Genomic DNA, 24,193 nt, shown 5'->3' on the forward strand with positions numbered 1-24,193 from the left:
AAGAATCCAGTTCGCGCTTCGCCGAAAGACCCCGCTGCCAAATGCGATTCCCCTGCCCGCAGAGGGGGGAGGGAGAGCCGCGGTATCTCCAGCGTATTCTGCCGACCCCGATGTGTGAATCCGCTAGGCTTGCGGGGCGAGGGGAACCCGCGCTTCGTCCTGAGGGAACGCCTACGAAGTTCAGCCTCGGTCTGTAACCTGCACCAAAGACAATCAAAGAATCCCGTCGATCGCCACCCGGAGATGTTCCGGCCCGCGCAGGGCGGCTCCGGAGCGGTAGGGCGGCGGGTCTTCGATCAGCCGGGGGGCCTTGAGCCGGCTCGCCAGGGCGGTGAGCGCCGCCTCGGCCTCGAACCGGGCGAGCGGGGCGCCGACGCAGTAATGGAGGCTGCCGCCGAAGCCGAGGTGGCGGATGCCGGCGCGGTCGGGATCGAAGCGGTCGGGATCCGGGAAGACGGCGCCGTCGCGGTTGCCGGAGGCGAGCAGCAGGACGAGGTCGGCGCCCTCGGGGATCGTGACGCCGGCGACGTCGATGGCCGACAGGGTCCTGCGGGTCCGGAACTGCACGGGGGGCTCGTAGCGCAGCAGCTCTTCGATGACGCGCGGGGCGCGGCGGGGATCCTGCCGCAGGCGCTCCAGCTCGTCGGGGTGGCGAAGCAGCGTCAGCAGCCCGTTGGTGATGAGGTTCACGGTGGTCTCGTGGCCTGCCACCAGCATCAGGATCGAGGTGGCGATCAGGTCGTAATCGCCCATCTTGGCGCCCTCCGGCGTCGCCTCGTTGGCGAGCCCCGAGAGCATGTCGTCCTGCGGATGCCGGCGCTTCTCCTTGATCAGGTCGGCCATGTAGCCGCCGATCGCGTCGAAGGTCCGGCTATTCGCGTCGCGGATCTCCCGATCGGACAGGCTGTCGGGCTCGAGGGCGGTGGCGAGCTGGGTCGCCCAGCCGTGGAACTTCGGCTCGTCCTCCCGGGGCACGCCGAACAGCTCGCAGATCACCGTGACCGGCAGCGGGTAGGCGAGGTCGTCGACCGCGTCGATCTCCCGGGCGCCGCATTTCTCGTTCAGCAGGTCGGCCACCAGCCGTTCGGAGCGGGCCCGCATCGCCTGGACGCGCGCGCGGGAGAACTGGTGCATCACGGAGGCCCGCAGGACGTCGTGGTCCGGCGGGTCGCGGAAGATGAAGACCCGGTGCCGGTCCATCATCCAGTCCTTGAGCGGCTTGACGATCAGGTCGGTGAGGGGGTTGCCGGTGCGCGGCCGGTCGGCCGGGGGCAGGGTCTCGGAGCTGACCCGCGGGTCGTGCAGCAGGCTCGAAATGGCGCCGTGGGTGGCGGCCACCCAGGTCCCTTCCTCGGTCCCGTCGTCCTGGCGCGAGACCGGATGCTCCCGCAGCTTGGCGTAGATCGGATAGGGGTCCGCGCGGTTGGCGAAATCCTTGACCTGATCGAGGAGGGTGGCGTCGGGCATGCGGTGTCCAAGCTACGCATCGTCCGGACGGAGACGTCCGGGACGATCCAATTCGAAACCTCGGCGCGGCGCCCGGGATCCCGGGCGGGGCGCCGGGGCGGTCAGGGAAAGCCCGGGGTGAGGAGGGTGATCCCCTTCGCCGGGCGATCGGCGGCGGTCCCCTCCGGCGGGAACGGCGCGCCGACGGCGACCCGCTCGGCATGGGCCGGCAGCCAGCGGGCGCTGTCCACCGAGACGGCCGCGATGCAGCGCCCCGCCCGTCCGTAGACGGCCAGGAAGCGGCCGGTGCCGGGCTCGCCATGGGTGATCGCCAGGGCGTCCGCGCCCTCGGTCAGCCCGACGGACTTGACCACCACGTTGCCCTGTGCGGACCAGAAGGTCGGCAGCGCGCCGTAGGGGCCCTCGGGCTTCGCCCCGGCCAGCAGCCGCCCGGCGTGGATGCCCTGTGCCACCGCCTGGCTCCAATGCTCCAGCGCCACGCGCCGCCCGCCGTAGAGCGGGTGGGGGAAGCGGGCCACGTCGCCGGCGGCAGCGATGCGCGGGTCGGCCGCCCCGTCGGCGTCGAGGACGTATCCGGCCGCATCGCAATCGACGCCGCCCGGATCCGCCGACAGGCCAGAGTCGGCGAGCCATTCGGTGTTGCGGACGGCCCCAAGGGCGATCACCGCGACATCCGCGTCGATGCGGGTGCCGTCCGTGAGGTGCGCGCGCACGAACCGGCCGTTCGCCTCTTCCAGCCACTCGACCTCGCTGCCGCAGCGCAGGTCGACGCCCCGACCCTCGTGGATCGCCCCGATGAACGCCCCGACCGTGCCTCCGAGAACGCGGGCCAGCGGCGTCGGCCCCGGCTCGACCAGGGTCACCGGCAGGCCGAGTTGCCGGCACACGCTGGCCACCTCGCAGCCGATGAAGCCGCCGCCGATCACCACCACCCGGCGGGGACCGGCGGCGAGCGCGGTCCGCAGGGCGGCGGCGTCGTCCCGCCCGCGCAGGGTGAAGACGCCGGCGAGCCGGCCCTCGTGGGGGTTCGGCCACGCCCGGGCGCGGGTGCCGGTGGCGATCAGCAGGCGGTCGTAGGGCAGGGCGCCGCCGTCCGCGAGGTGGAGGGTGCGGGATCCCCGGTCGAGGCGTTCGGCCGGGCTGCCGAGGCGCCATTCCACATCCCCGCGGAGGCTGCTCGGCAGGGTGGTCGCGTCCGGTCCGGTTTCGCCGGTGAGCACGTGCTTCGAGAGCGGAGGACGGTCATAGGGCCGGTACGGCTCCGCGCCGACGATGGTCAGCGGGCCGGTGAACCCGGCCTCCCGCATCGTCTCGGCGCCGCGCAATGCCGCCAGGCCGGCACCCACCACGATCGCGCGCTCGGTGGTCGATCCCGACGCCATCTCAGGCAGCCTGCCCCGGATCCTCGACTCGGATCGCCTGGACCGGGCAGGCGACGCGCGCCCGCTCGATGTCGGCGCGGTCCTGCGCGGCCGGGGCGGGATCGTAGAACAGCGCCTCGTGTCCCTCGATGCGGAAGTGCCGCGGCGCCGCGTAGCAGCACTGGGCGTAGGCCTGGCAGAGGTTGAGATCGACGCACACCCGCAGGCCGGGTGGTGAGCCGGAGGACGCATCGGCAGGGGTGGACATGGCGGTGCAACCACGGCGGGGGCGGCGAGTTCCGAGCCAAGCGCCGTCCCCGCCGTCGCAGGCCGGCGCGCCTGTCGCAGACGCAACTGGCTGAGAAGATGGGAACGGATCAGGCCAGGATCTCGCGATGGGAATCGGGGGCCGCGAGCCCGACCGTGGAGACGCTGCGCCGGATGGCCGACGCGACCGGTACGGAGCTCGTGGTTCGGTTCAAGCGCCCGCGCCGCGGCAGGGCCGCCCAGCCGAACCGGACACCGGTTTGAAGCAACGGGAACGCGCTCCTCTCCGGCCGGTGGATTTCGGGCTTCGCGGCTCGGGTCATCGGGAACGATTCACTGATCTAAAAATGTCCTGGGGGATCGCCGTCGACATGATGCTGCGGAATTCCCCTGCGCGACGGTTCGCTCTATTGTCGGGCCGCCCCGCGGACCGATCCGAAACACCGCGATCTCAGGAGGGCACCATGCCGTACGGTGCACGAACGAGTCTCGCCGCGCTCGTCCTCGCCCTCGCCCTGGGCGCAGCCGGCGCGCGCGCCGAGCCGGCCTCGGGCTGGACCGACCCGCCGGCCCGCAAGGCGGCCCCGGCTACGAGCCCGGCCGAGGCTCAGAAAGCCGTCCCGCCTCCTGCATCGACTCCTGCTGCCGCGGCACCGGCCCGCAAGGCGGTCGCCGCGCGGCCCGTTCAGAAGCGGGTCGCCACGCGCCGCGCCCCGGAGGCCAAACGGGTCGCCACGACCGCGCCCCGGCCGCGCGTCGCCGCGGCGCCGGCCCGGCCCATGCGTCCGCACAGGATGGTCGCGGTCGCCCCCCCCCCACCGCCGCCTCTGCCGGACGGCTATCCGCGCTACCGCGCCTACAATTACGGCCCCGGCTATGCCGACGAGCGGCTGGAGCGCCTGCGCGCCGCGGAGGCCGCCGGCTACCTGGTCGTGCGCCGCCGCTCGGTGGAGTTCCCGGACGGCCGGTCCCTGCGGGTCTACCGGCCGGACGACGAGGGCGAGCCGTTCTGAGCTGATCCGACCGCGAACACCGACCGCAGGGGCGCCCGCAGGACTTTGCCGGCGGGGTTGCGGGGCAGGAGCCCGTCCCAGACCACCACGCGCACCGGCACCTTGAACGCCGCGAGCCGCTCGGCCGCGAAGGCCCGGATCTCCTCGGGTCCGGTCCGGGCGCCCTCAGCGAGCGCCACGATCGCGCCGGGCTCCTCGCCCAGCGTCGGGTGGGGCACGGCCAGCACCACGGCGTCGATCACGTCCGGATGCGCGTAGAGGACGTTCTCGACCTCGCAGCAATAGATGTTCTCGCCGCCGCGGATCAGCATGTCCTTGATCCGGTCGACGATGGTCAGGAACCCCTCGTCGTCGGCGCGTGCGAGGTCGCCGGTGCGCAGCCAGCCCTCCGAGAGCACTTCGGCGGTAGCCTCCGGGTCGTCCCAGTAGCCGCGGACCACGTTCGGGCCCTTCACGCACAGCTCGCCGACGCTGCCGGAGGGCAGATCCTGTCCGAGCGGGTCGAGGATCCGCACCTCGCAGACCGGCAGGGGCGGGCCGCAGGATTCGGGATGGGCGAGATAATCTTCGGCCTGGTGGTGGGTGAAGGTCGCCGAGGTCTCGGTCATGCCCCAGCCGGTGGCGGGGGCCGCCTTCGGGAAGGCCTCGCCGAGCGCGCGCACCAAGTCGCCGGCCGCGGGCGCGCCGCCGTAGGTCACCGATTCGAGGCTCGGCAGGGGCCGGCCCGCCTCCCGGGCGGCTGTCGCGAGCTGCCACGCGATAGTCGGGACGCCGCCGGCGCCGGTGCAGCCCTCCCGGTCGATCAGGTCGAGGGCCTCGTGGGCGTCCCACCGATGCATCATCACCAGGCGATGGCCGCCGTAGAGCGCCGCCCCGAGGCTCGCGTGGCAGCCGGTGACGTGGAACAGCGGGATCACCAGCAGCGAGGCCCGCTGTGGCGCGGACGGGTTGGGCTTGGGCGGCGTCTCGCCCCGGCGCAGCGCGCTGCGCGACGCGGAATAGGGGTAGGCCATCACGGTGGTGGCCGCCGCCCGGTGGGTGCCGACCGCGCCCTTGGGCCGGCCGGTGGTACCCGAGGTGTAGAACAGGGTCGCGTCGTCCTCGGGGTCGAGGGCGATGTCGGGTGGGGCCTGTTGGGGCAGCGCGCCCCAGTCCGCCACCGGGCCGATCACCGCGGAGAGTGGCGTCGCCCGGTCGTCGGGCTCCATCCGGGTGACGAAAATCCGCTCCAGGGCCGGGCATTCGGCGCGGTGGGGCGCGATGCGCTCGAACCGCCCCCCGTCGGCGATCAGCACCCGCGCGCCGGAATGTTGGAGCGCGTAGGCGAGTTCCGGCCCAGTCCACCACGCGTTGAGCGGCGTCGCGATCGCCCCGGCCAGCAGGGCGCCGTAGTAGCAGACCGGCCATTCCGGCAGGTTGCGCAACGCGATGGCGACGCGGTCGCCCTTGCCGATTCCGGCCGTCACCAGGCCGTGGGCCAGGGCGGTCGCGGCGCGGGCGAAGCCCGTGAAGGTGACGCGCTCGTCCTGGTAGACCACGAAGGTCCTGTCGCCATGGCCCTGGGCGATGCGGAACAGGTCGCGCAGGGTCGGCGGCGCGGTCGTCCAGATCCGGGTCGGGACGCCGCGGATCGGAACCGTCGTGATCGCGAACGGCGCGCCCGGCGCGGTGAGCCGGGCTTCCGCCTCATGGAAGGAGAGGGCGGGCCAGCCGGCGGGAAGGCGGGGATCGGTGCTCATCGCGCGATCGTCACGCCGCCGTCGATCACCAGCGCCTGGCCGGTGACGAACCGGCCGGCCGGCGAGGCCAGGAACACGGCGGCCCCCGCGATCTCGTCGGGCTCGCCGATCCGGCGGAGCGGCGCGGCCTGCGTGGTGGAGGCCAGCATCTCGGGATCCTCCCACAGGGCCCGGGCGAAATCGGTGCGGATCAGCCCCGGGCACAGGCAGTTCACCCGCACGTTGGCCGGGCCGTATTCCACCGCGTAGTTGCGCGCGAGCTGGAGGTCGGCGGCCTTGGAGACGTTGTAGGCGCCGATCACCGGCGATCCCTTCAGCGCCCCGATGGACGAAACGATGACGATCGCCCCGTCCCGCCGGGCGACCATGCCGGGGGCGACCAACTGGATCAGCCAATGGTTCGACAGGACGTTGTTCTCCAGGATCTTGCGGAACTGCGCGTCCGAGATGCCGGCGAGCGGCCCGTAATACGGGTTGCTGGCGGCGTTGCAGACCAGCACGTCCACCGGCCCCAACCGGGCCTCGGCTTGGGCGACCAGATCCTCCAGTTCCGACTTCACCGAGATGCTCGCCGGGATCGCCACCGCGCGGCCCGGGCCGTGGGCGGCCTCGATCTCGGCCACCACCGCGTCGCAGGCCTCGCGCTTGCGCGACGAGATCACCACCCGGGCGCCGTGCTCGGCCATCCGCAGGGCGATCGCCCGGCCGATGCCCCGGGACGAGCCGGTGATCAGCGCGACCTTGTCGGTCAGGTCGAACAGGGACATGGCGCGTCCTCCCTGGGTCTGTTCGGGGATCATCCGGCGTCCAGCGTCGACCGGCGCAGGCGCGCCATGCCGGCGAGCCAGCGTTCGGGATCGTCGGCCCGGCGGCGGGCGTAATCCGCGACCTGCGGGTGCGGCAGGATCAGGAACCGGCCGGCGGCCAGCCCGTCGAAGGCCGCCTCGGCCACGGCTTCCGGTGCGAGCACGCCGTCGCGGGCGGCGGCGCTTGCGGCCCCGAGCATCGCGGTGTCGACGCCCTGGGGGCACAAGGCGGCGATCCGGATTCCATCCCCCCCATGCGCGATAGCGAGGTGCTCCAGGAAGGCGAGGGCGGCGTGCTTGGTCGCCGAGTAGGTCGCGCTGCCGATCTGGCTCAGCAATCCGGCCGCCGAGACGGTGCCGAGGAACGCCCCCTCGCCCCGGGCGAGCCAGAGCGGGACCAGGACCCGCGCCGCGTGGACGTGGCCCATCACGTTCACCGACCAGGCGCGTTCCCAGCTCGCCGGATCGGCCGAGGTCGCGAGCCCGGGATCGGGGTCGCGCTCCAGGATGCCGGCATTGGAGCAATACAGCGCGATCGGCCCGATCTCGGCCTCGATCCGAACCAGGATTTCGGCGACAGCCACGGCATCCGCCACGTCCATCGCATAGGCCCGGCCGCCGAGCCGGGCGGCGACGGCCTCCGCCCCGGCGCCGTCCCGGTCGAGGGCGACGACGATGGCGCCCCGCGCCTGCGCGGCCTCAGCAAGCGCCCGGCCGATGCCCCTTGCGGCTCCGGTGACGGCGACGACGCGACCGTCGAGATCCATCTCAGGCCCCCGCGCGCTCGGCGAAGGCCCAGGCCGAGGCGGCCAGCGCCGGCACCCGCGCCGCCATGGCGGCGGCGTGCTCGCTCGCGGCGTTGCCGGCCTTGGCTCGGGCGGCCACGCCCTGGAGGATGCCGACCAGACGGAACAGGTTGTAGGCGAAGTACCAGTCGAGGTCGGGCAGGGCCGCCCGGTCCGCGGCCCGGCAGTAGAGCGCCACCGCCTCCTCCCGGGTCGGGATGCCGAGCGCCGGCAGATCGAGGCCGCCGAGACCGCTGCGCCCGTCCGCCGGCAGTTCCCAATGCATCAGCAGGTAGCTGAAGTCGGCGAGGGGATCGCCGAGCGTCGACAGCTCCCAGTCGAGCACCGCGCTGACGCCGCCATCGGGGGAAAAGATCAGGTTGTCGAGGCGGTAATCGCCGTGGACGATGGAAGTGCCCTGCTGCTCGGGCACGGTGCGGGGCAGCCACGCGATCAGGCGCTCGACATCCTCCAGCCGGCCGTCCTCGGCGGCGCGGTACTGACGGGTCCAGCGATCGACCTGCCGGGCGAAGTAGTTGCCGGGCTTGCCGTAATCGGCGAGGCCCGCCGCCTCCGGGTCGATCGCGTGGAGGCGCGCGAGCGTCGCGATCATGCCGGCATAGTGCCGGTGCCGGGCATGCGGGTCGAGGCCGGGCAGGGCGCCGTCCCAGTGCACGCTGCCGCCCACCGCTTCCATCACGTAGAAGGCCGCGCCGATTATTTCGGAGTCTTCGCAGAGCGCGAAGGGCCTGGGAACCGGGAACCCCTCGCCGTACAGCGCGCCGATCACCCGGAACTCGCGCTCCACCGCGTGCGCGGAGGGCAGGAGCGGCCCGAACGGCTTGCGCCGCAGCACGTAGGCCTGGCCGGGCGTCTCCAGCCGGTAGGTCGGGTTCGACTGGCCGCCGCGGAACTGCTGCAGGTTGAGCGGCCCGGCATAGTCTCGGACGTGTTCGGCGAGCCAGGCGGCCAGCCGGGCCTCGTCGATCCGATGGCGCGGCTCGACCGGCTTCACGCCAGAGAAGGCGTCGGGACCGCTCATGCACCCTCCCGGGCGTTGGTGTAGCGCCCGAATTCGAGCCGGGCGATGGAGCGGTTGTGCACCTCGTCCGGCCCGTCGGCCAGCCGCAAGGTGCGAATGTGGGCGTACATCCTGGCCAGTCCGAAATCCTCGGACACGCCGGCGCCGCCATGGGCCTGGATCGCGTCGTCGATCACCTTGAGGGCGATCCGCGGGGCGGCGACCTTGATCATGGCGATCTCGAGCTTGGCGCCCTTGGCGCCGACCTTGTCCATCATGTCGGCGGCCTTCAGGCAGAGCAGGCGGGTCATCTCGATGTCGATCCGCGCCTCCGCGACCCGCTGCTCCCAGACCGACTGCTCGCTGATGCGCTTGCCGAAGGCGACCCGCGAGACCAGGCGCCGGGCCATCGCTTCGAGGGCCGCCTCGGCGACCCCGATGGTGCGCATGCAATGGTGGATGCGCCCCGGCCCGAGCCGCCCCTGCGCGATCTCGAAGCCGCGCCCCTCGCCGAGGATCAGGTTCTCGGCCGGGACGCGCACGCCTTCCAGCACCACCTCGCCGTGGCCCTTGGGCGCATCCTCGTAGCCGAAGACCGGCAGCAGGCGCTCGACCCGCAGGCCGGGCGTGTCCATCGACACGAGGATCTGGGATTGCTGCCGGTGGCGGGGCGCGTCCGGGTCGGTCTTGCCCATCAGGATCGCGATCCTGCAGCGCGGGTCGCCGACCCCGGTGGACCACCATTTGCGCCCGTCGATGACGTAGTGGTCGCCGTCGCGGCGGATCGCGGTCTCGATGTTGGTGGCGTCCGAGGAGGCGACGTCGGGCTCGGTCATCAGGAAGGCCGAGCGGATTTTTCCGTCCATCAGCGGCTGCAGCCACATCTCCTTCTGGGCCGGGCTGCCGTAGCGGTGCAGCACCTCCATGTTGCCGGTGTCGGGCGCCGCGCAGTTGAAGCATTCCGATGCGATCCCGACCTTGCCCATCGCCTCGGCGCAGAGCGCGTAATCGAGGTTGGTCAGGCCGGCGCCGCGGTATTCATCGGTGTCGTGCTCGGGGGAAGGCGGCAGGAACAGGTTCCACAGCCCTTCCCCGCGGGCTTTGTCCTTCAGCCGTTCCATCGTGGGCGAGGGTTCGCGGCTCGCCGCCCGCTCGGCCGCCACCGCGGCGGCGGCGGGCTGGATCGCGTCGGCGATGAAGGCGTGCACCCGGGTCAGCCAGTGCGTCTGGGATGGGCAGAGGTCGAAATCCACGGTGTCCGCTCCCGAGTTTCGTTCCGATGGGATCCGCGCCTCTCCCTCCCCCCTTTGCGGGGGAGGGTGGGCCGGCCGTCAGGCCGGGTCGGGAGAGGGGAGCGCGGTTTCCGGATGGAGCGTTTCGAACGCGGCTGCCCCATCCTGCACCGTCGCTCCCCTCTCCCGACCCCCTTCGGGGCCCACCCTCCCCCACAGAGGGGGGAGGGAGAGCGGCGCGTGCGACCACATTCCTCACAGATACTTCGCCCCCATCTCGCCGGCGAACCGGTCCGGCGGACCTTCCCAGACGATGCGGGCCTGTTCCAGCACGTAGACCCGGTCGGCATGGGGCAGCGCGAAGGTGACGTTCTGCTCGCCGAGCAGGACGGTGATCGGCGTGGTCTGGCGCAGGCGCTCCAGGGCCTTCGACAGCAGCTCCAGGATCACCGGGGCGAGGCCCAAGGTCGGCTCGTCGAGGATCAGGAGGCGCGGGCGCATCATCAGGGCGCGGGCGATGGTCAGCATCTGCTGCTCGCCGCCGGACAGCGTACGGGCGGTCTGACCCTCGCGGGCCTTGAGGATCGGGAACAGTTCGTAGAGCCACTCGCGCCGCTGCACGCTCTCGGCCTTGGTGACGTGCTGGCCGCCGAGATCGAGGTTCTCGCGCACGTTGAGGTCGCCGAACAGCTCGCGGGTCTCGGGCACCTGGACGATTCCGGCCCGGGCGATCGCGGCCGGCTTCATGCGGCCGAGATCCTGGCCGTCGAACCGGATCGTGCCGGCATGCGGGACGAGGCCCGAGATGGCGTTGAACAGCGTGGTCTTGCCGGCGCCGTTGAGGCCGACCACCGAGACGAACTCGCCCTCGTGGACGTGGATGGAGGCGGCGCGCAAGGCCTGCGCCTTGCCGTAGAGCACGTCGACGCCCTCGACGGTGAGCAGCGAATCCGGCTTGAACGCGGCCTCGGGCCGGGCGGCGGTCTCGATGCTGCCGCCGAGATAGACCCGGCGCACCGTCGGGTCGGCCATCACCGACTCGGCCGTGCCCTCGGCGATGCGCTCGCCGAGATACATGGCGAACACCCGGTCCACGAGGGCCGCGACGCTCTTCACGTTGTGGTCGACGAGGAGCACGGCCTTGCCCTCGTCGCGAAACCCCCGGATCAGCTCGGAGAAGGCCGCGACCTCGCCCCCGGTCAGGCCCGCGAACGGCTCGTCCACCAGCACCACCCGGGGGTCGCGTGCGATCGCCTTGGCGAGCTCCAGCCGGCGTAGGTCCGCGAAGGGCAGGGTGCCGGGCCGCCGGTCGGCGACGGCGCCGAGGCCGACGCGCTCGGCGATCTCTCTTGCGCGGCGCGCGACGTGCGGATCCGCGGCCAGGCGGATCAGGCTGTCGGGCAGCAGCGCGAGGCTGATGTTCTCCAGCACGGTCTGCCGCTGGAGCGGCCGCGCGTGCTGGAACACGAGGCCGATGCCCTGGCGGGCGACCCGGTGGGCCGGCATCCCGCCGATCTCGGCGCCGTCGAGGCGGATCGAGCCGGCGGTGGGCCGCTCCAGCCCCATGATCAGCTTCATCACGGTGGACTTGCCCGAGCCGTTCGGCCCGATCAGTCCCAGGATCTCCCCGGGGCGCAGGTCGAGGTCGATGTCCTTGACGGCGACGAGGCCGCCGAACCGCTTGGTCAGGCCGCGCACCGTGAGGCAGGGCTCGGCGAGGGAGGCGGCGCGCAGCGCTGGCTTGACGGCGACGGTCATCGCGCTCTCCGGACGGATGCGAGGCCCAGCAGCCCCGAGGGCACGAACAGGATGACCAGCAGGGCCACCGCCGAGACCACGAAGGTCGAGAGCGGCCCGAGCGGGCGCAGCAATTCGCCGGCGGCGATCAGGAACACCGCTCCGAGCGCGGCGCCCACGATGGTCCGCCGGCCGCCGAGCACCGCCGCGATGATCACCTGCACGCCCACCGCGGTGTCGATCAGCGTGCCGACCGAGGCGGTGCCCATGTAGAAGACCACCAGCCCGCCCGCGAGGCCCGAGAAGGCGGCGCTGACCGCGAAGGCCGCGAGCTTGTGCTTGGCGACGTTGAAGCCGAGCGCGCCGGTGACGATCGGGTCCTGGCCGGCGGCCTGGAGGATCAGCCCCACGGGCGAGCGGGCGATGGCCGTGAGCACCAGCCCGGCGAAGGCCATGAAGCCGAGCGCGATCCAGTAATTGGTGTCGGCGTCGATGGAGATCACGTCCGGCACCGTGAGCCCGATCTCGCCGCCGGTGATCCCGGAGAACACCACGATCATGTTCTGCAGGAGCAGCACCGCGACCAGGGTGATCAGCCCGAAATACGGCCCCCGCACCTTCAGGGCCGGCAGCGCCAGGGCGAGCCCGCCGACCACCGCCAGCACGGTCCCGGCCGCCAGGCAGTAGGGGATCGGCAGCTCGTAGCGGTTGTTGAGGATGCCGGCCCCGTAGGCTCCGAGTCCGATCAGGAAGGTCGGGCCGAAATTCACCTCCCCGGCGAAGCCGAAGAGCAGGTCCCAGGCCATGGCGAAGACGCCGAAATAATACGCGATGGTGAGGAGCCCGAGGATGTAGCCCGAGACCCACCAGGGCAGGAACGCGGCCAGGACCAGCGCCAGCAGCGCGACCCAGAAGCCCGGGGTGGTGAGGAGCTTCATGAGTGGGTCCATCCTCCGCACGTTGCCCTCCCCCCTCTGCGGGGGACGGTGGGCCGGCCGTCAGGCCGGGTCGGGAGAGGGGAGCGCGGTGTCCGAAGAGGTCGTGACGCCCGATCCATCCTGCAGCGTCGCGCTGCCCCTCTCCCCCCCTGCTGCGCAGGGTACCCTCCCCCGCAGAGGGGGGAGGGCGTGCCACGGAGGTCGCGCGCTTCCCATTCGGACCACGGGCGGAAAAGTCCCAAAAAAACCATCACCGCCGCCCCAGCAGGCCCTGCGGGCGCAGGTACATGACGGCCACGAGCAGCAGCAGGGCCGGGATCACCCGGTAGGCCGGGGAGATCAGGTAGGCGGTGGCGGTCTCGAGATAGCCGACCACATAAGCCGCGATCAGCGAGCCGGTGACGCTGCCCAAGCCCCCCAGCACCACGATCGAGAAGGCGCTCGCGGTGAGCGGTCCCACCGAGTAGGACGAGACCCCCAGGAACATCCCGAGCAGCACCCCGGCGATCCCGGCGAGCAGCCCGTAGATCGCCCAGACCGCGACGTAGATCCTGCCCATGTCGTGGCCGAGCAGCGTGACCCCGCGGGGGTTCATGGAGGCGGCGAGCAGGACCTTGCCGGCGCGCGCCTTGTTCACGAACAGCCACAGCAGGCCGATCACGATCCAGCAGATCACCGCGGTGAAGATCTCGTTCCTCGGGGTGCGCACCCCGGCGATCTCGATCACGCCCTCGACGATCGGCAGCACGGTCTTCGGGTTGTCGGTGAAGAAGTAGGCGACCAGCTCCTGGATCATGATGCCCCAGAGCAGGGTGCCGGTGAGGACGAAGATTTCTTTTTCTTCCCGGGGGATCGCCCTGCTGCGCTCGATCGGCGCGACGATGGCGAAGTAGGTCACCAGGGAAGCGGCCAGCCCGCACAGGATGCCGAGCCCGGCGCCCGCGTAGGAGCCGAGGCCGAACTGCGACGAGGCCGCCCAGGCCGCGACCGCGGCCATCACCATCAGCGCGCCGTGCGAGAGGTTGAGCACGCCGGAGACGCCGAAGATCAGGGTGAAGCCCATCGCGCCGAGCGCGTAGAGCGCCGAGATCGCGAAGCCGTCGACGAGGATCTGGAGCCCGATCATTGTTTTGGGATTCTCGCGTCGCGATTACTGGACCGCCGGCTTCACAGCGGGTGGCAGGATCAATGTCCCGTTGGCCACCTCCGTCGGCCAGATCGCGACCTGCTTGCCGCTCTGCCACTGGGCCAGCAGCCCGGTGACGAAGCCCCGCCCGTACTTGATCGAGTGGGTGAAGGTCTCGTCCTTGCCGTAGAACTGGATGCGCCCGACCGTGCCGAGCCAGTCGGTCTTCTCCAGGGCGTCGACCAGCTTGTCGGCCTCGGTGGAGCCGGCGCGCGTCACCGCGTCCGCCGCGTAATGCATGGCGTCGTAGGCCATGTAGCCGGCATAGGACGGGGCGCCGCCGAAACGCTTGATGTAGGCGTCCGTGAAGGCGTTCGTCTTCTCGGTCATCGCCACGCCGGGGACCGCGATGGCGTCGAACAGCACGCCCTGCGTGCCGCCGTTGGTGTTGGCCCAGAAGGTCGAGGAGGTCGCCTGGCCGCTGATGCCGGTCATGGCGATCGGCACCTGCTGGTTCTGCCACTGCACGGTGGGCTGCACGCCGACATGGGCGATGCCGGTGACGATCAGGTCGGGCTTGGCCGCCTCGATCTTGTTGTAGATCGGGGTGAAGTCGCCCGTATCCGGCGAGAACCGGACGTGCTCCACCACCTTGAGCCCGGACTTGGGCAGGCATTCCTCGTAGGCCGCGTCCAGCGGACGGGTCCAGGCCGCGTCCTCGCTCATGATCGCGGCGGATTTCGCCTTGAGCAGCCCGACCAGCGCCTCCTTGGCCGAGTCGCAGACCGACTGCGCCAGGGCGTGCGAGGTCAGGTAGCCGTGGAAGGTGTAGCGGTTGCGCGCGTAGTCCTTGTGGACGGCGACGCTGATCTCGTTGGAGGCGGCCCCCGGCGTGATCATCGGGGTCTTGAGCCGGGCCGACCACGGCATCAGGGCCAGCACGACCTCGGAGATGTAGCTGGCGATGACGAGGTTGACCTTGTCCTCGCTGACCGCCCGCTGGAACGCGCGGACCGCGTCGGAGGCGGAACTCTTGTCGTCGTAGGTCACGACCTGGATCTGGCGCCCGTCGACCCCGCCCTGGGCGTTGATCTCGTCGGCGGCGAGCTGGACCGCCTTCGGGATCGCGGCGCCGGCCACCGACTGCGCCTCGGCGATCACGCCGACCTTGAACGGGTCGGCCGCGCGGGCCTGTCCCGACAGGATCAGCCCCGCAGCGAGCAGCGCGGGCAGCGCGCGCCGAATCGGGGCGCGCCGAGCGACGACGCGCACGGTCTCGGACATCGGCGATTCCTCATCCCAAGCGCCCGAATTTTTTATTCGCGGGCTTGGGATGAACTGTATCCGCGCAAAACCAGAGCACAAGGCCCGCATCGGGACCGGGCGGTGACGTTTCGGCCCAGTCGTTTTCCGCCCGGGGTATCGACTCGCGCCGCACCGGCCTAGGCTCGTGGCGGCTCCGCGAAAAGCGGGCTCGACGGCCTCGAAGAAGGGCGACGGACAGGTGAGGAACGCACGCTCGGCCGCGGCCGGGGTTCGCCCCGGACCGCGGCCCCGGATTCCCGCGACGCGACACGTCCTGCGCCATCGGGCGAGGGGGCGGCGCTCATGAGCCTCCGCTGGACCCGGCGCCCGGAAGGCTCGACCTGGGGGGATTTCGGCCCCGACGACGAACTCGGGCGGCTGAACCTCCTGACCCCCGAGAAGGTCCGCCAGGGCGTCGCCGAGGTGCGCGAGGGCCTGACCTTCTGCCTCAGCCTGCCCTTGGACCTGCCCGGCGGCAACGTCCTCAACCCGCGCCGCCACCCGCCGCAGATCACCCCGACCCGGCGGGCCAACGGCCGGCCGAACATGAACTTCCCGGTCTGCGAGGAGGTCGCGGGCGCCACCGACGTGATCTGCGACGACCGCGCGCTGATCCACCTGCAATACTCGACGCAGTGGGATTCGCTGGCCCATGTCGGCTCGCTGTTCGATGCGGACGGCGCGGGCGCGGCGCCGACCTTCTACAACGGTTTTCGCGGCGGCCGGGACATCGTCGGGCCGAGCACGCCCGAGGCCGCCGACCAGCCGTCCCGGGCGAAAAGGCTCGGGATCGAGCGCCTGGCCGAGGTCGGCATGCAGGGCCGCGCCGTGATGATCGACCTGCGCGCCCATCTCGGCGACGCCAAGACCAAGGTCGGCTACGACCAGCTCGCCCGGATCCTTGAGGCCGACGGCGTCGTGATCGAGCCCGGCGACATGGTCTGCCTGCACACCGGCTTCGCCGAGCGGCTGATCGCCATGGGCGGCACGCCCGATCCGAAGCAGGTCCACGACCTCTGCGCCGGCCTCGACGGCCGGGACCCGCGGCTCCTCGACTGGATCACCCGCTCGGGCCTGTGCGCGCTGATCGCCGACAACTACGCCGTCGAGGCCTATCCGGCCGGGGCGGGGCCGGCCTGCTGCGCGAGCCTGCCGCTCCACGAGCACTGCCTGTTCAAGCTCGGGGTCAATCTCGGCGAGCTGTGGCACCTGACGCCGCTCGCGGACTGGCTGCGTGCGCACGGCCGCAACCGGTTCCTGCTGACGGCGCCGCCGCTGCGCCTGCCGGGGGCGGTCGGCTCGCCGACGACGCCGATCGCGACGGTCTGAGGGGACGGCATGATGGAGATTGCAATCGTCGGCGGCGGCCTGATGGGCCACGGCATCGCCCTGGTGCTGGCGCTCCACGGCCACGGCGTCCGGATCACCGAAACCGATCCGGAGACCCGCGCCCGGGTGCCGGGTCTCATGGCCTCGGCGCTGGCGACCCTGCAGGAGGCCGGCGCCGCCCCGGACGGGTGGGATTCCGCGCGCCTCGCCCGGTCCGTCCGGGTCGAGGCGGACCTCGAACCGGCGGTCGCGGGCGCCGGCCTGGTCATCGAGGCGATCACCGAGAACCTGGAGGCCAAGCGGGCGCTGTTCGGGGAACTCGACCGGCTCTGCCCGGCGGACGCGATCCTGGCGAGCAACACCAGCTACCTCGACGTCTTCCCGCTGATCCCGCAGGCCCGGCAGGCGCGGGCGCTCGTGATGCACTGGTACACGCCGCCCTACATCGTCGACCTCGTCGACGTGGTCCCGGGTCCCGGCACGGATCCGGCTGTGATCGCGGCGATGCGCGACCTCGTAGTCGGCCTCGGCCAGGTGCCGATCGTGCTCAAGCGCTTCATCCCCGGCTACGTCGCCAACCGCATCCAGTCGGCGATCAGCGCCGAGGTGTTCCGGCTGCTGGACGAAGGCATCGCCGAGCCGCGCGACATCGACGACGCGATCATCCAAGGGCTCAGCTTACGCATCCCGATCCTCGGCCACCTCGCCAAGGCCGATTTCACCGGGCTGGACCTGACCCGGCGCGCCCTGGCGAACGGCAGCTACGCGCCGCCCCCGGCCCGGACCCGGTCGGAGACCTTGGATGCCCTCTGCGCCGAGGGCCGGACCGGGGTGATGGCGGGGCGCGGCTATTTCGACTGGGGCGGGCGCGCGCCCGCGGATCTGTTCCGCGCGCGCGACCGCAAGCTGCTGGCCTTGAAGAAGGCGATGGCCGGGATCGGCCGGATGGAGGGCACATGATCGGCGCGGACCTGTCCGGACGGCGCATCCTCGTCACCGGCGCCTCCTCTGGCATCGGGCTGGCGACGGTGACGCTGTTCGCCCGCAACGGCGCCAGCGTGGCCTTGAACCACCTGCCCGACGATCCCCGCGGCCCCGCGGAGGCCGAGCGTCTCGCCGCCGAAGGCCTGGCCGTGATGGCGCTGCCCGGGGACGTGTCCCAGCCCGGCGAGACCGAGGCGATGGTGGCGGCCGGGATCGCGGCGCTCGGCGGCCTCGACGTGCTGGTCAACAATGCCGGGACCTCCGGCACCACCGCGCCGATCGCCTTCGAGGACCTCGACGCGATGACGGAAGAGTTTTGGGCCACGATCCTAGCGACCAACCTGATCGGCCCGTACCGCTGTTCGCGGGCCGCGGCGGCAAGTCTGAAAGAAAACCGGGGGGCGATCGTCAACACCGCCTCGGTGGCGGGACTCGGGCGGCGGGGCTCCTCGATCGCCTATTCGGCCAGCAAGGCCGGGCTGATCAACCTCACCCGCAGCCTCGCCCGGGCGCTGGCCCCGGACGTGCGCGTCAACGCCGTCGCCCCCGGCCTCGTCGCCACCCCGTGGACCGAGCCGTGGCCGGAGGCGCGCAAGGCCGCCACCGTGCAGCACACGATGCTGCGCCGCATGGCCCGGCCCGAGGACATCGCCGAGACGATTTTCTTCCTGGCCGCGGGCGCCGCCTACATCACCGGCGAGACGATCACGGTCGATGGCGGAGCGCTATAGCGGGGCTCAGAGCCCTATGCGGAGCGACGTCTACAGGTTCGGGGCGCAATCGCTCCTGGAGGCCTCGAGGCGCCCCCTCTCCCGTGCGGGAGAGGGTTGGGGTGAGGGATCAGGTCTTTCCGGAGAGGTCATATCCCTCACCCTGTCCCTCTCCCGCACGGGAGAGGGGACCCGCGCCCTTCACGGGCGACGGCATGAGTTCATTCGACGACGGAGGCCTGTGTATCCGGCAGCCCTTGCGGGGAGGGCGAAAGCGCCGCGTTTCAAAAGCTTGCCGAAGAACCTGATGGGTCGGTCCACCTCCCGTCAGCATCAGGGCCAGGGAGAAAAAAATGTCGCGGACGACCGTCATCACCTGCGCCCTCACGGGCTCGTTCGACACGACGAAGAAGAACCCGGCGGTGCCGGTGAGCCCGAAGGCCATCGCGCGATCCGCCTTGGAGGCCGCCTCCGCCGGGGCCGCGGTGGTCCACATCCATGTCCGCGATCCCGAGACCGCCGCGCCCAGCATGGAGCTGGCCCATTACCGCGAAGTGGTCGAGCGGATCCGCGAGAAGAACGAGGCCGTGATCCTCAACCTCACCACCGGGGCCGGGGGCCGGTTCGTGCCCGGCGATCCCGACCCGTCTTTGGCCGGCCCCGGCACCACCTTCGCGTCGCCCGAGACCCGGACCCGGCACGTCGCGGCGCTACGCCCCGAGATCTGCACCCTCGACGTCGCCACGATGAACTTCGGCGAGCACCTGTTCCTCAACACCCCCGCGCATCTGCGGGCCATGGCGGCGCAGATCCGCCAGGCCGGGGTGAGGCCCGAGATCGAGGTGTTCGATCTCGGCCAGATCGAGCTGGCCCGGCACCTGATCGCCGAGAGGCACCTGGCGCGGCCGCCCCTGTTCCAGATCTGCCTCGGCATCCCCTGGGGCGCGCCCGCCACCGCCGAGGCGCTGGTGGCGATGCGAGCCCGGCTGCCCGAGGACGCGGTCTGGTCGGCCTTCGGCATCGGCCGGGAGGAGTTTCCGATCCTGGCGGTGGCCGCCGGGATGGGCGGCAACGTCCGGGTCGGGTTGGAGGACAACCTCTATCTGTCCCGGGGCGTGCTCGCGCCCAGCAACGCCGCCCTGGTGGAGAAGGCCGTCAGCCTGCTGGCCCATCTCGACCGCGAACCGGCCACGCCCGACGAGGCGCGGGCGATCTTCGGGCTGGCGCCGCGCGGGTGAGGGGAGGCCCTGACGGATCGCCCGCATCCTCTCACCGGCCGGTATCGGCTCCGATCCGGTCCGCCTAGACTGCATTCGGACGACATCCGAGCGGCGAACAACGCCGCCGCGATCAAAGAAACAGGGAGTGAGACATGACGGTCCGCCACCGCGTCGCGGCACTGACGGGGCTTCTGTGCGCGCTCGGGGCCGGGGCGGCACTCGCGGCCGACCTCGTGCCGGTGAAGATCGGCGTGCTGAACGACCGCTCGGGGGTCTACTTCGATTCCACCGGCGAGGGCGCGGTGGTGGCGGCCCGCATGGCGGTGGAGGATTTCAAGCCGGAGGCTCAGGGGCTGAAGGTCGAGGTCGTAGCCGCCGACCACCAGAACAAGCCCGATGTCGGCGCCTCGATCACCCGGCAATGGTACGACCGCGACGGGGTCGACGCGGTGTTCGACGTGCCGACCTCCTCGGTGGCGCTCGCGGTGGCGCAGATCACCAAGGAGAAGAACAAGGCCTTCATCAACTCGGGCGGCGGCACCGCCGACCTGACCGGCCCGGCCTGCACCCCCAACACCGTCCACTGGACCTACGACACCGCCGCGCTGGCCAACGGCACCGGCAAGGCGATGCTCAAGCGCGGCGGCAAGTCCTGGTACTTCATCACCGCCGACTACGCCTTCGGCCTCGCCCTGGAGCGCGACACCAAGGCGGTGGTGGTGGGTAACGGCGGCACGGTCGTGGGCGGCGTGCGCACCCCCTTCCCGAACCCCGATTTCTCCTCGTTCCTGCTCCAGGCGCAGGCCTCCGGCGCGCAGGTGATCGGCCTCGCCGATGCCGGCCTCGACGCGGCCAACGCGATCAAGCAGGCGCACGAATTCGGCATCCGCCAGGGCGGCCAGACGCTCGCCGCTCTGCTGATCGCCATCACCGACATCCATTCCCTCGGCCTCGAAGTCGCCCAGGGCCTCGAATTCACCGCCTCGTTCTACTGGGACCTCAACGACGGCACCCGGGCCTTCGCGGAACGGTTCGGCGCGCGCATGTCCGGCCGGAAGCCGACCTCGTACCAGGCCGGCGTCTACGCCAGCATGCTGCACTACCTGAAGGCCGTGGCGGCGCTGCGGTCGGCCAAGGACGGCGCCGCCGTGGTCGCCAAGATGAAGGAACTGCCCACCGACGATCCCCTGTTCGGCAAGGGCACGATCCGGCCGGACGGGCGCAAGATCCACCCGATGTACCTGTTCGAGGCCAAGGCGCCCTCCGAGTCGAAGGGCGAATGGGACCTCTACAAGGTGCTGGAGACGATCCCGGCCGAGCAGGCGTTCCGGCCGATGAGCGAGGGCGGCTGCCCGATGGTGGCCGGCCTCCAGGCCAAGTAGGCGTTCAGGCGGTCAGGCGGCCCCGATCCCGTTCAGCGTGGCCATCGCGTCCTCGGGCAGGCTCAGTGCGGCCGCCGCGAGGTTCTCGCGCAGGTGGCCGAGCGAGCCGGTGCCCGGGATCAACAGGATGTTGGGCGCCCGGCGCAGCAGCCAGGCCAGCGCCACCTGCATGGGCGTCGCCCCGAGTTCGGCTGCGACCTCCGACAGGGCGGTGGATTGCAGCGGGCTGAAGCCGCCGAGCGGGAAGAACGGCACGTAGGCGGTGCCGGCCTCGGCCAGCGCGTCGATCAGGGCGTCGTCGGCCCGATGCGCGAGGTTGTACTGGTTCTGCACGCAGACGATCTCGGCGATCCGCCGGCCCTCGGCGACCTGCGCGTGCGTCGCGTTGCTCAGCCCGATCCGCCGGATCAGCCCCTGGCGCTGCAGCTCCGCCAGCACGGTGAGCGGCGCCTCGATCGATCCCTCCGCGGGGCCGTGGGCGTCGAACATCAGGCGCAGGTTGACCACGTCGAGGGCGTCGACGCCGAGATTGCGCAGGTTGTCGTGGATGGCCTGCGTGAGTTCCTCCGTCGAGAAGGCCGGGTTCCACGAAGCGTCCGGCCCGCGCTTGGCGCCGACCTTGGTCACGATCACCAGATCGTCGGGATAGGGATGGAGCGCCTCGCGGATGATCTGGTTGGTGACGTGCGGCCCGTAGAAGTCGCTGGTGTCGATGTGATCGACCCCCTCGGCCACAGCCTCGCGCAGCACCGCGACGGCCGCCCCGCGGTCTTTCGGCGGCCCGTAGACGCCCGGCCCGGCGAGTTGCATGGCCCCGTAGCCGAGGCGTTTCACGGTGCGGTCCCCGAGCGCGAACGTGCCGGCCTGCGCGATGTCGGTCATGGCGAATCTCCTGTGTGCGCCCCGGATGTAGACGGCACGGCCTGACCGGATAAGCGGTGATGTTCGGCACGGGCTGTGCGGGATCTCGAACGATGACGATGGATCTATCAGACCTGGCCGCCTTCGTGACCGTGGCGCGGGCCGGCGGCTTTCGCGAGGGCGCCCGCACCGGAAACGGCAGCGCGTCGAGCCTCAGCGAGGCGGTGCGCCGGCTCGAGGCGCGCCTCGGCGTGCGCCTCCTGAACCGGACCACCCGCAGCGTCGCGCCCACCGAGGCCGGCGCCCGCCTGCTGGAGCGGCTCGGCCCGGCGCTCGGAGAGGTCGAGGCCGCCCTCGACGTGGTGAACGGGTTCCGCGACCGGCCGGCCGGACCGCTCCGGCTCAACGTGCCGCTGAGCGCGGCACGCCTCGTCCTGCCCGCGATCGTGCCGCCCTTCCTGGCCGCCTATCCCGAGATCCGGCTCGAACTGGTCGTCGAGGACGGCTTCGTGGACGTGCTGGCGGCCGGCTGCGACGCCGGCATCCGCTACGACGAGCGGCTTGAGCAGGACATGATCGCGGTGCCGATCGGCCCGCGGCGGCAGCGTTTCGCCACGGCGGCGGCCCCGGCCTATCTCGACCGGCGCGGGCGCCCGCAGCATCCGCGCGACCTCCTGGCCCACGATTGCCTGCTGGGCCGGTTCCCGAGCGGCAGCCTGACGGCGCCGTGGGAGTTCGAGCGCGACGGGGAGATCGTCCGCGTGGATCCGTCCGGCCCGCTGATCGTGCGCGTCGGCGCCAGCGACCTCGCGGTCGCGGCGGCGGTGGCCGGAACCGGGATCATCCACCTGTTCGAGGATTGGCTGCGCCCCCAGCTCGACGGCGGCGCCCTGGAGCCGGTGCTGGAACCGTGGTGGCAGGTCTTCTCCGGCCCGTTCCTCTACTATCCCGGCCGCCGGCACCTGCCGGCGCCGCTGCGGGCGTTCGTGGACTTCGTCGGCACGGGTCCGCGCGGGCTCACTCCGGCAGGGCGAACACCGTGAGCTGGCCGCCGGGCGCGGTGTACCGCGACAGGGCCGCGTAGCCGCCGACTGCGCCCGAACCGTCCGCCGGGTCGGTCAGTCCGGCGGCCAGCCCGATGCCCGCCCAGCCGCCGATCCCGGACAGCACCGCCACGTATTGCCGGCCGTTGTGCTGGTAGGTGGTGACGTTGCCGACGATGCCGGACGGCGTCTTGAACCGGTACAGCTCGTGCCCGTCCCGGGCGTCGACCGCCTTCAGGTAACCTTCGAGCGTGCCGTAGAAGACGACGTTGCCGGCGGTGGCGAGCGCCCCGGACCAGACCGAGAACGGCTCCGGGATCGTCCAGGCGATTTTTCCCTTGGCCCCGTCCCAGGCGATGAACGCGCCGGTCCGGTCGGAGCCCTCGGGCGGGTGCAGGGTCAGCGTCGCGCCGACATAGGGCTGGCCCGGCGTGTAGCTCACCCGGAACGCCTCGTAATCCATGCACATGTGGTTGGTCGGCACGTAGAACAGCCGGGTGACCGGCGAGTAGGCCGCCGGCTGCTGGTTCTTGGCGCCGAGCGCCCCCGGGCAGATGTTCTTGGTGACCTCCTCCTCGTCGGCCTCGCCGGGCGCGTAGCGCTTGTCCACCACCGGCCGCCCGTAGCCCGGGGAGGCGCGGTCCAGGTCGATCCGGCTCGCCCAGTTGACGCTCGGGTCGAACTTGTCCGCCACCAGCACCGCGCCGGTCGCGCGGTCGAGGGTGTAGCCGAAGCCGTTACGGTCGAAATGGGTGAGCACCCGGCGCGGGCGTCCGTCGATCACCTGCTCGGTGAGGATCATCTCGTTGACGCCGTCGTAGTCCCACTGGTCGTGGGGCGTCATCTGGTAGACCCAGCGGGCGAGCCCGGTGTCGGGGTCGCGGGCGAAGATCGCCATGGTCCACCGGTTGTCGCCCGGGCGCTGGGCCGGGTTCCAGGTCGCCGGGTTGCCGGTGCCGTAATAGACGAGGTTCAGCGCCGGATCGTACGAGAACCACCCCCAGCTGCAGCCGCCGCCGATCTTCCACTGGTCGCCCTCCCAGCTCGTGAGCGAGGAATCCCGGCCGATCGGGCGGCCGAGTTCGGTGGTCTTGTCCGGATCGACCAGCATGTCGGCATCCGGCCCGGTGGCGTAGGCGCGCCAGAGGCGCCGGCCCGTGGCCTGATCGTACGCGGTGACGTGGCAGCGGGCGCCGTACTCGCCCCCGGCGATGCCGACGATGAGCTTGCCGTGCACCGGCAGGACCGTGGCGGTGTTGGTCTCGCCCCGGGCCGGGTCGCCGTTCTTCACCGACCACAGGACCCCGCCGCTCTCCGGGTCCAGGGCCACGACCGTGGTGTCGGCCAGCTGCAGGAACAGCCGCCCGTCCGCGTAGGCGAGGCCGCGCGAGACCGTGTCGCAGCACATCACCGCGATCACGCTCGCATCCTGGCGCGGGGCGTAGCGCCAGAGGATCCTGCCGTCGTGGTCGAGATCGAGTGCGTAGACCACGTTCGGGAACGGGGTGTGCACGAACATCCGGTTCCCGACCACGATCGGGGCGCCCTCGTGCCCGCGCAGCACGCCGGTGGAGAAGGTCCAGGCGACCTTCAGGCGCGAGACGTTGCCGGCGTCGATCCGGGCGAGGTCGGAATACCGGGTGTTGGCGTAATCGAGGGTCTGGAGGACCGGCGGCGCCTGCGCGGAGGCCGCGGCGGCGAGGCAGACGAGCGCCAGGGCCGCCAGGATCGGGACGCGCATGCTCGGACTCCGCCTGCCGCCGCCCCGTGCGGCGGCGCCGGCCTCATACACCGACCTGTCGCACCGACCTCACGGACGCCGGCGCGGCCAAGCGTCCGAGGGGACCGAGCAGCCAAGCGTCCGGGC

The 24,193-nt window shown here is 71.7% G+C and carries 22 protein-coding genes; 8 read left to right on the plus strand and 14 right to left on the minus strand.

Annotated elements, in window-relative coordinates; genetic code table 11:
* Nucleotides 1–213: 213 nt before the first annotated feature.
* From MFF40_RS02580 to MFF40_RS02590, 3 genes are all read right to left on the minus strand, one after another.
* Complete coding sequence (locus MFF40_RS02580; RefSeq protein ID WP_238259594.1) at nt 214–1,467, minus strand: cytochrome P450; 1,254 nt, start codon at nt 1,465–1,467, stop codon at nt 214–216.
* Between the two features lie 101 nt (nt 1,468–1,568).
* Nucleotides 1,569–2,849: an NAD(P)/FAD-dependent oxidoreductase gene (locus tag MFF40_RS02585; RefSeq protein ID WP_238259595.1), complete on the minus strand. Its 1,281-nt coding sequence runs from the start codon at nt 2,847–2,849 to the stop codon at nt 1,569–1,571.
* Between the two features lies 1 nt (nt 2,850).
* Nucleotides 2,851–3,096, minus strand: coding sequence for a ferredoxin (locus tag MFF40_RS02590; RefSeq protein WP_147857803.1), 246 nt, complete (start codon nt 3,094–3,096; stop codon nt 2,851–2,853).
* Between the two features lie 98 nt (nt 3,097–3,194).
* On the opposite strand from MFF40_RS02590, the gene MFF40_RS28950 reads away from it, so the two are divergent.
* Nucleotides 3,195–3,359, plus strand: a complete 165-nt coding sequence (locus MFF40_RS28950; protein WP_368858839.1) for a helix-turn-helix domain-containing protein — start codon at nt 3,195–3,197, stop codon at nt 3,357–3,359.
* 200 nt (nt 3,360–3,559) lie between these two features.
* Nucleotides 3,560–4,108, plus strand: coding sequence for a hypothetical protein (locus MFF40_RS02600; RefSeq protein ID WP_238259598.1), 549 nt, complete (start codon nt 3,560–3,562; stop codon nt 4,106–4,108).
* Here MFF40_RS02600 and MFF40_RS02605 read toward each other — a convergent pair.
* From MFF40_RS02605 to MFF40_RS02645, 9 genes are all read right to left on the minus strand, one after another.
* The gene (locus MFF40_RS02605; protein ID WP_238259600.1) at nt 4,075–5,847 is read right to left on the minus strand and encodes a class I adenylate-forming enzyme family protein; all 1,773 of its coding nucleotides are present in this window, start codon (nt 5,845–5,847) and stop codon (nt 4,075–4,077) included. The two genes, MFF40_RS02600 and MFF40_RS02605, sit on opposite strands and share 34 nt — an antisense overlap.
* Nucleotides 5,844–6,614, minus strand: a complete 771-nt coding sequence (locus MFF40_RS02610; RefSeq protein ID WP_147857112.1) for an SDR family NAD(P)-dependent oxidoreductase — start codon at nt 6,612–6,614, stop codon at nt 5,844–5,846. The genes MFF40_RS02605 and MFF40_RS02610 overlap by 4 nt, the downstream gene beginning before the upstream one ends.
* Before the next feature lie 29 nt (nt 6,615–6,643).
* The gene (locus tag MFF40_RS02615; protein WP_238259602.1) at nt 6,644–7,420 is read right to left on the minus strand and encodes an SDR family NAD(P)-dependent oxidoreductase; all 777 of its coding nucleotides are present in this window, start codon (nt 7,418–7,420) and stop codon (nt 6,644–6,646) included.
* Nucleotide 7,421: 1 nt separating this feature from the next.
* Entirely contained in the window at nt 7,422–8,480 is a 1,059-nt protein-coding gene (locus MFF40_RS02620) for a phosphotransferase family protein (protein ID WP_238259603.1), read from the minus strand.
* Nucleotides 8,477–9,712: an acyl-CoA dehydrogenase family protein gene (locus MFF40_RS02625; protein ID WP_238259604.1), complete on the minus strand. Its 1,236-nt coding sequence runs from the start codon at nt 9,710–9,712 to the stop codon at nt 8,477–8,479. Before MFF40_RS02625 ends, MFF40_RS02620 begins: the two co-directional genes overlap by 4 nt.
* Before the next feature lie 234 nt (nt 9,713–9,946).
* Entirely contained in the window at nt 9,947–11,449 is a 1,503-nt protein-coding gene (locus tag MFF40_RS02630) for an ATP-binding cassette domain-containing protein (protein WP_238259605.1), read from the minus strand.
* On the minus strand, nt 11,446–12,366 hold the full coding sequence (locus MFF40_RS02635; protein ID WP_147897198.1) for a branched-chain amino acid ABC transporter permease: 921 nt from the start codon (nt 12,364–12,366) through the stop codon (nt 11,446–11,448). The genes MFF40_RS02630 and MFF40_RS02635 overlap by 4 nt, the downstream gene beginning before the upstream one ends.
* Nucleotides 12,367–12,616: 250 nt before the next feature.
* Nucleotides 12,617–13,492: a branched-chain amino acid ABC transporter permease gene (locus MFF40_RS02640; protein ID WP_147897197.1), complete on the minus strand. Its 876-nt coding sequence runs from the start codon at nt 13,490–13,492 to the stop codon at nt 12,617–12,619.
* 24 nt (nt 13,493–13,516) lie between these two features.
* Nucleotides 13,517–14,776, minus strand: coding sequence for an ABC transporter substrate-binding protein (locus MFF40_RS02645; protein WP_238259606.1), 1,260 nt, complete (start codon nt 14,774–14,776; stop codon nt 13,517–13,519).
* A gap of 324 nt (nt 14,777–15,100) precedes the next feature.
* On the opposite strand from MFF40_RS02645, the gene MFF40_RS02650 reads away from it, so the two are divergent.
* From MFF40_RS02650 to MFF40_RS02670, 5 genes are all read left to right on the plus strand, one after another.
* Entirely contained in the window at nt 15,101–16,126 is a 1,026-nt protein-coding gene (locus tag MFF40_RS02650; RefSeq protein WP_238259607.1) for a cyclase family protein, read from the plus strand.
* A 9-nt stretch (nt 16,127–16,135) separates the two neighbouring features.
* On the plus strand, nt 16,136–17,086 hold the full coding sequence (locus tag MFF40_RS02655) for a 3-hydroxyacyl-CoA dehydrogenase family protein (protein WP_147897194.1): 951 nt from the start codon (nt 16,136–16,138) through the stop codon (nt 17,084–17,086).
* Nucleotides 17,083–17,841, plus strand: a complete 759-nt coding sequence (locus MFF40_RS02660) for an SDR family NAD(P)-dependent oxidoreductase (protein WP_147897193.1) — start codon at nt 17,083–17,085, stop codon at nt 17,839–17,841. The genes MFF40_RS02655 and MFF40_RS02660 overlap by 4 nt, the downstream gene beginning before the upstream one ends.
* A gap of 332 nt (nt 17,842–18,173) precedes the next feature.
* Nucleotides 18,174–19,058 carry a beta-keto acid cleavage family enzyme gene (locus MFF40_RS02665; protein ID WP_147897191.1) on the plus strand — a complete coding sequence of 295 codons (885 nt, stop codon included), beginning with the start codon at nt 18,174–18,176 and terminating at the stop codon, nt 19,056–19,058.
* Between the two features lie 134 nt (nt 19,059–19,192).
* On the plus strand, nt 19,193–20,422 hold the full coding sequence (locus MFF40_RS02670; RefSeq protein WP_147897190.1) for an ABC transporter substrate-binding protein: 1,230 nt from the start codon (nt 19,193–19,195) through the stop codon (nt 20,420–20,422).
* A 12-nt stretch (nt 20,423–20,434) separates the two neighbouring features.
* Here the strand turns inward: MFF40_RS02670 and MFF40_RS02675 are convergent, their stop codons facing one another.
* A complete protein-coding gene (locus MFF40_RS02675; protein WP_147897189.1) occupies nt 20,435–21,304 on the minus strand; it encodes an aldo/keto reductase family oxidoreductase in 870 nt (289 codons plus the stop codon).
* A gap of 92 nt (nt 21,305–21,396) precedes the next feature.
* Here MFF40_RS02675 and MFF40_RS02680 point away from each other — a divergent pair, with 92 nt between their 5' ends.
* Nucleotides 21,397–22,326, plus strand: a complete 930-nt coding sequence (locus MFF40_RS02680; RefSeq protein ID WP_147897188.1) for a LysR family transcriptional regulator — start codon at nt 21,397–21,399, stop codon at nt 22,324–22,326.
* Here MFF40_RS02680 and MFF40_RS02685 read toward each other — a convergent pair.
* The gene (locus MFF40_RS02685) at nt 22,301–24,067 is read right to left on the minus strand and encodes a methanol/ethanol family PQQ-dependent dehydrogenase (protein ID WP_147857013.1); all 1,767 of its coding nucleotides are present in this window, start codon (nt 24,065–24,067) and stop codon (nt 22,301–22,303) included. The genes MFF40_RS02680 and MFF40_RS02685 overlap by 26 nt on opposite strands.
* Between the last annotated feature and the right edge of the window lie 126 nt (nt 24,068–24,193).

Origin of the sequence: Methylobacterium mesophilicum, from assembly GCF_022179445.1 — a bacterium.
Lineage (GTDB): Bacteria > Pseudomonadota > Alphaproteobacteria > Rhizobiales > Beijerinckiaceae > Methylobacterium > Methylobacterium mesophilicum.

What these genes read in the sequence shown, in the direction of transcription:
- MFF40_RS02650 (WP_238259607.1), top strand. Translation starts at nt 15,101, where the DNA reads ATGAGCCTCCGCTGGACCCGGCGCCCGGAAGGCTCGACCTGGGGGGAT.
- MFF40_RS02645 (WP_238259606.1), bottom strand. Translation starts at nt 14,776, where the DNA reads ATGTCCGAGACCGTGCGCGTCGTCGCTCGGCGCGCCCCGATTCGGCGC.
- MFF40_RS02635 (WP_147897198.1), bottom strand. Translation starts at nt 12,366, where the DNA reads ATGAAGCTCCTCACCACCCCGGGCTTCTGGGTCGCGCTGCTGGCGCTG.
- MFF40_RS02610 (WP_147857112.1), bottom strand. Translation starts at nt 6,614, where the DNA reads ATGTCCCTGTTCGACCTGACCGACAAGGTCGCGCTGATCACCGGCTCG.
- MFF40_RS02615 (WP_238259602.1), bottom strand. Translation starts at nt 7,420, where the DNA reads ATGGATCTCGACGGTCGCGTCGTCGCCGTCACCGGAGCCGCAAGGGGC.
- MFF40_RS02605 (WP_238259600.1), bottom strand. Translation starts at nt 5,847, where the DNA reads ATGAGCACCGATCCCCGCCTTCCCGCCGGCTGGCCCGCCCTCTCCTTC.
- MFF40_RS02660 (WP_147897193.1), top strand. Translation starts at nt 17,083, where the DNA reads ATGATCGGCGCGGACCTGTCCGGACGGCGCATCCTCGTCACCGGCGCC.
- MFF40_RS02590 (WP_147857803.1), bottom strand. Translation starts at nt 3,096, where the DNA reads ATGTCCACCCCTGCCGATGCGTCCTCCGGCTCACCACCCGGCCTGCGG.
- MFF40_RS02630 (WP_238259605.1), bottom strand. Translation starts at nt 11,449, where the DNA reads ATGACCGTCGCCGTCAAGCCAGCGCTGCGCGCCGCCTCCCTCGCCGAG.
- MFF40_RS02620 (WP_238259603.1), bottom strand. Translation starts at nt 8,480, where the DNA reads ATGAGCGGTCCCGACGCCTTCTCTGGCGTGAAGCCGGTCGAGCCGCGC.
- MFF40_RS02685 (WP_147857013.1), bottom strand. Translation starts at nt 24,067, where the DNA reads ATGCGCGTCCCGATCCTGGCGGCCCTGGCGCTCGTCTGCCTCGCCGCC.
- MFF40_RS02600 (WP_238259598.1), top strand. Translation starts at nt 3,560, where the DNA reads ATGCCGTACGGTGCACGAACGAGTCTCGCCGCGCTCGTCCTCGCCCTC.
- MFF40_RS02585 (WP_238259595.1), bottom strand. Translation starts at nt 2,849, where the DNA reads ATGGCGTCGGGATCGACCACCGAGCGCGCGATCGTGGTGGGTGCCGGC.
- MFF40_RS28950 (WP_368858839.1), top strand. Translation starts at nt 3,195, where the DNA reads ATGGGAACGGATCAGGCCAGGATCTCGCGATGGGAATCGGGGGCCGCG.
- MFF40_RS02580 (WP_238259594.1), bottom strand. Translation starts at nt 1,467, where the DNA reads ATGCCCGACGCCACCCTCCTCGATCAGGTCAAGGATTTCGCCAACCGC.
- MFF40_RS02680 (WP_147897188.1), top strand. Translation starts at nt 21,397, where the DNA reads ATGACGATGGATCTATCAGACCTGGCCGCCTTCGTGACCGTGGCGCGG.
- MFF40_RS02655 (WP_147897194.1), top strand. Translation starts at nt 16,136, where the DNA reads ATGATGGAGATTGCAATCGTCGGCGGCGGCCTGATGGGCCACGGCATC.
- MFF40_RS02665 (WP_147897191.1), top strand. Translation starts at nt 18,174, where the DNA reads ATGTCGCGGACGACCGTCATCACCTGCGCCCTCACGGGCTCGTTCGAC.
- MFF40_RS02675 (WP_147897189.1), bottom strand. Translation starts at nt 21,304, where the DNA reads ATGACCGACATCGCGCAGGCCGGCACGTTCGCGCTCGGGGACCGCACC.
- MFF40_RS02670 (WP_147897190.1), top strand. Translation starts at nt 19,193, where the DNA reads ATGACGGTCCGCCACCGCGTCGCGGCACTGACGGGGCTTCTGTGCGCG.
- MFF40_RS02640 (WP_147897197.1), bottom strand. Translation starts at nt 13,492, where the DNA reads ATGATCGGGCTCCAGATCCTCGTCGACGGCTTCGCGATCTCGGCGCTC.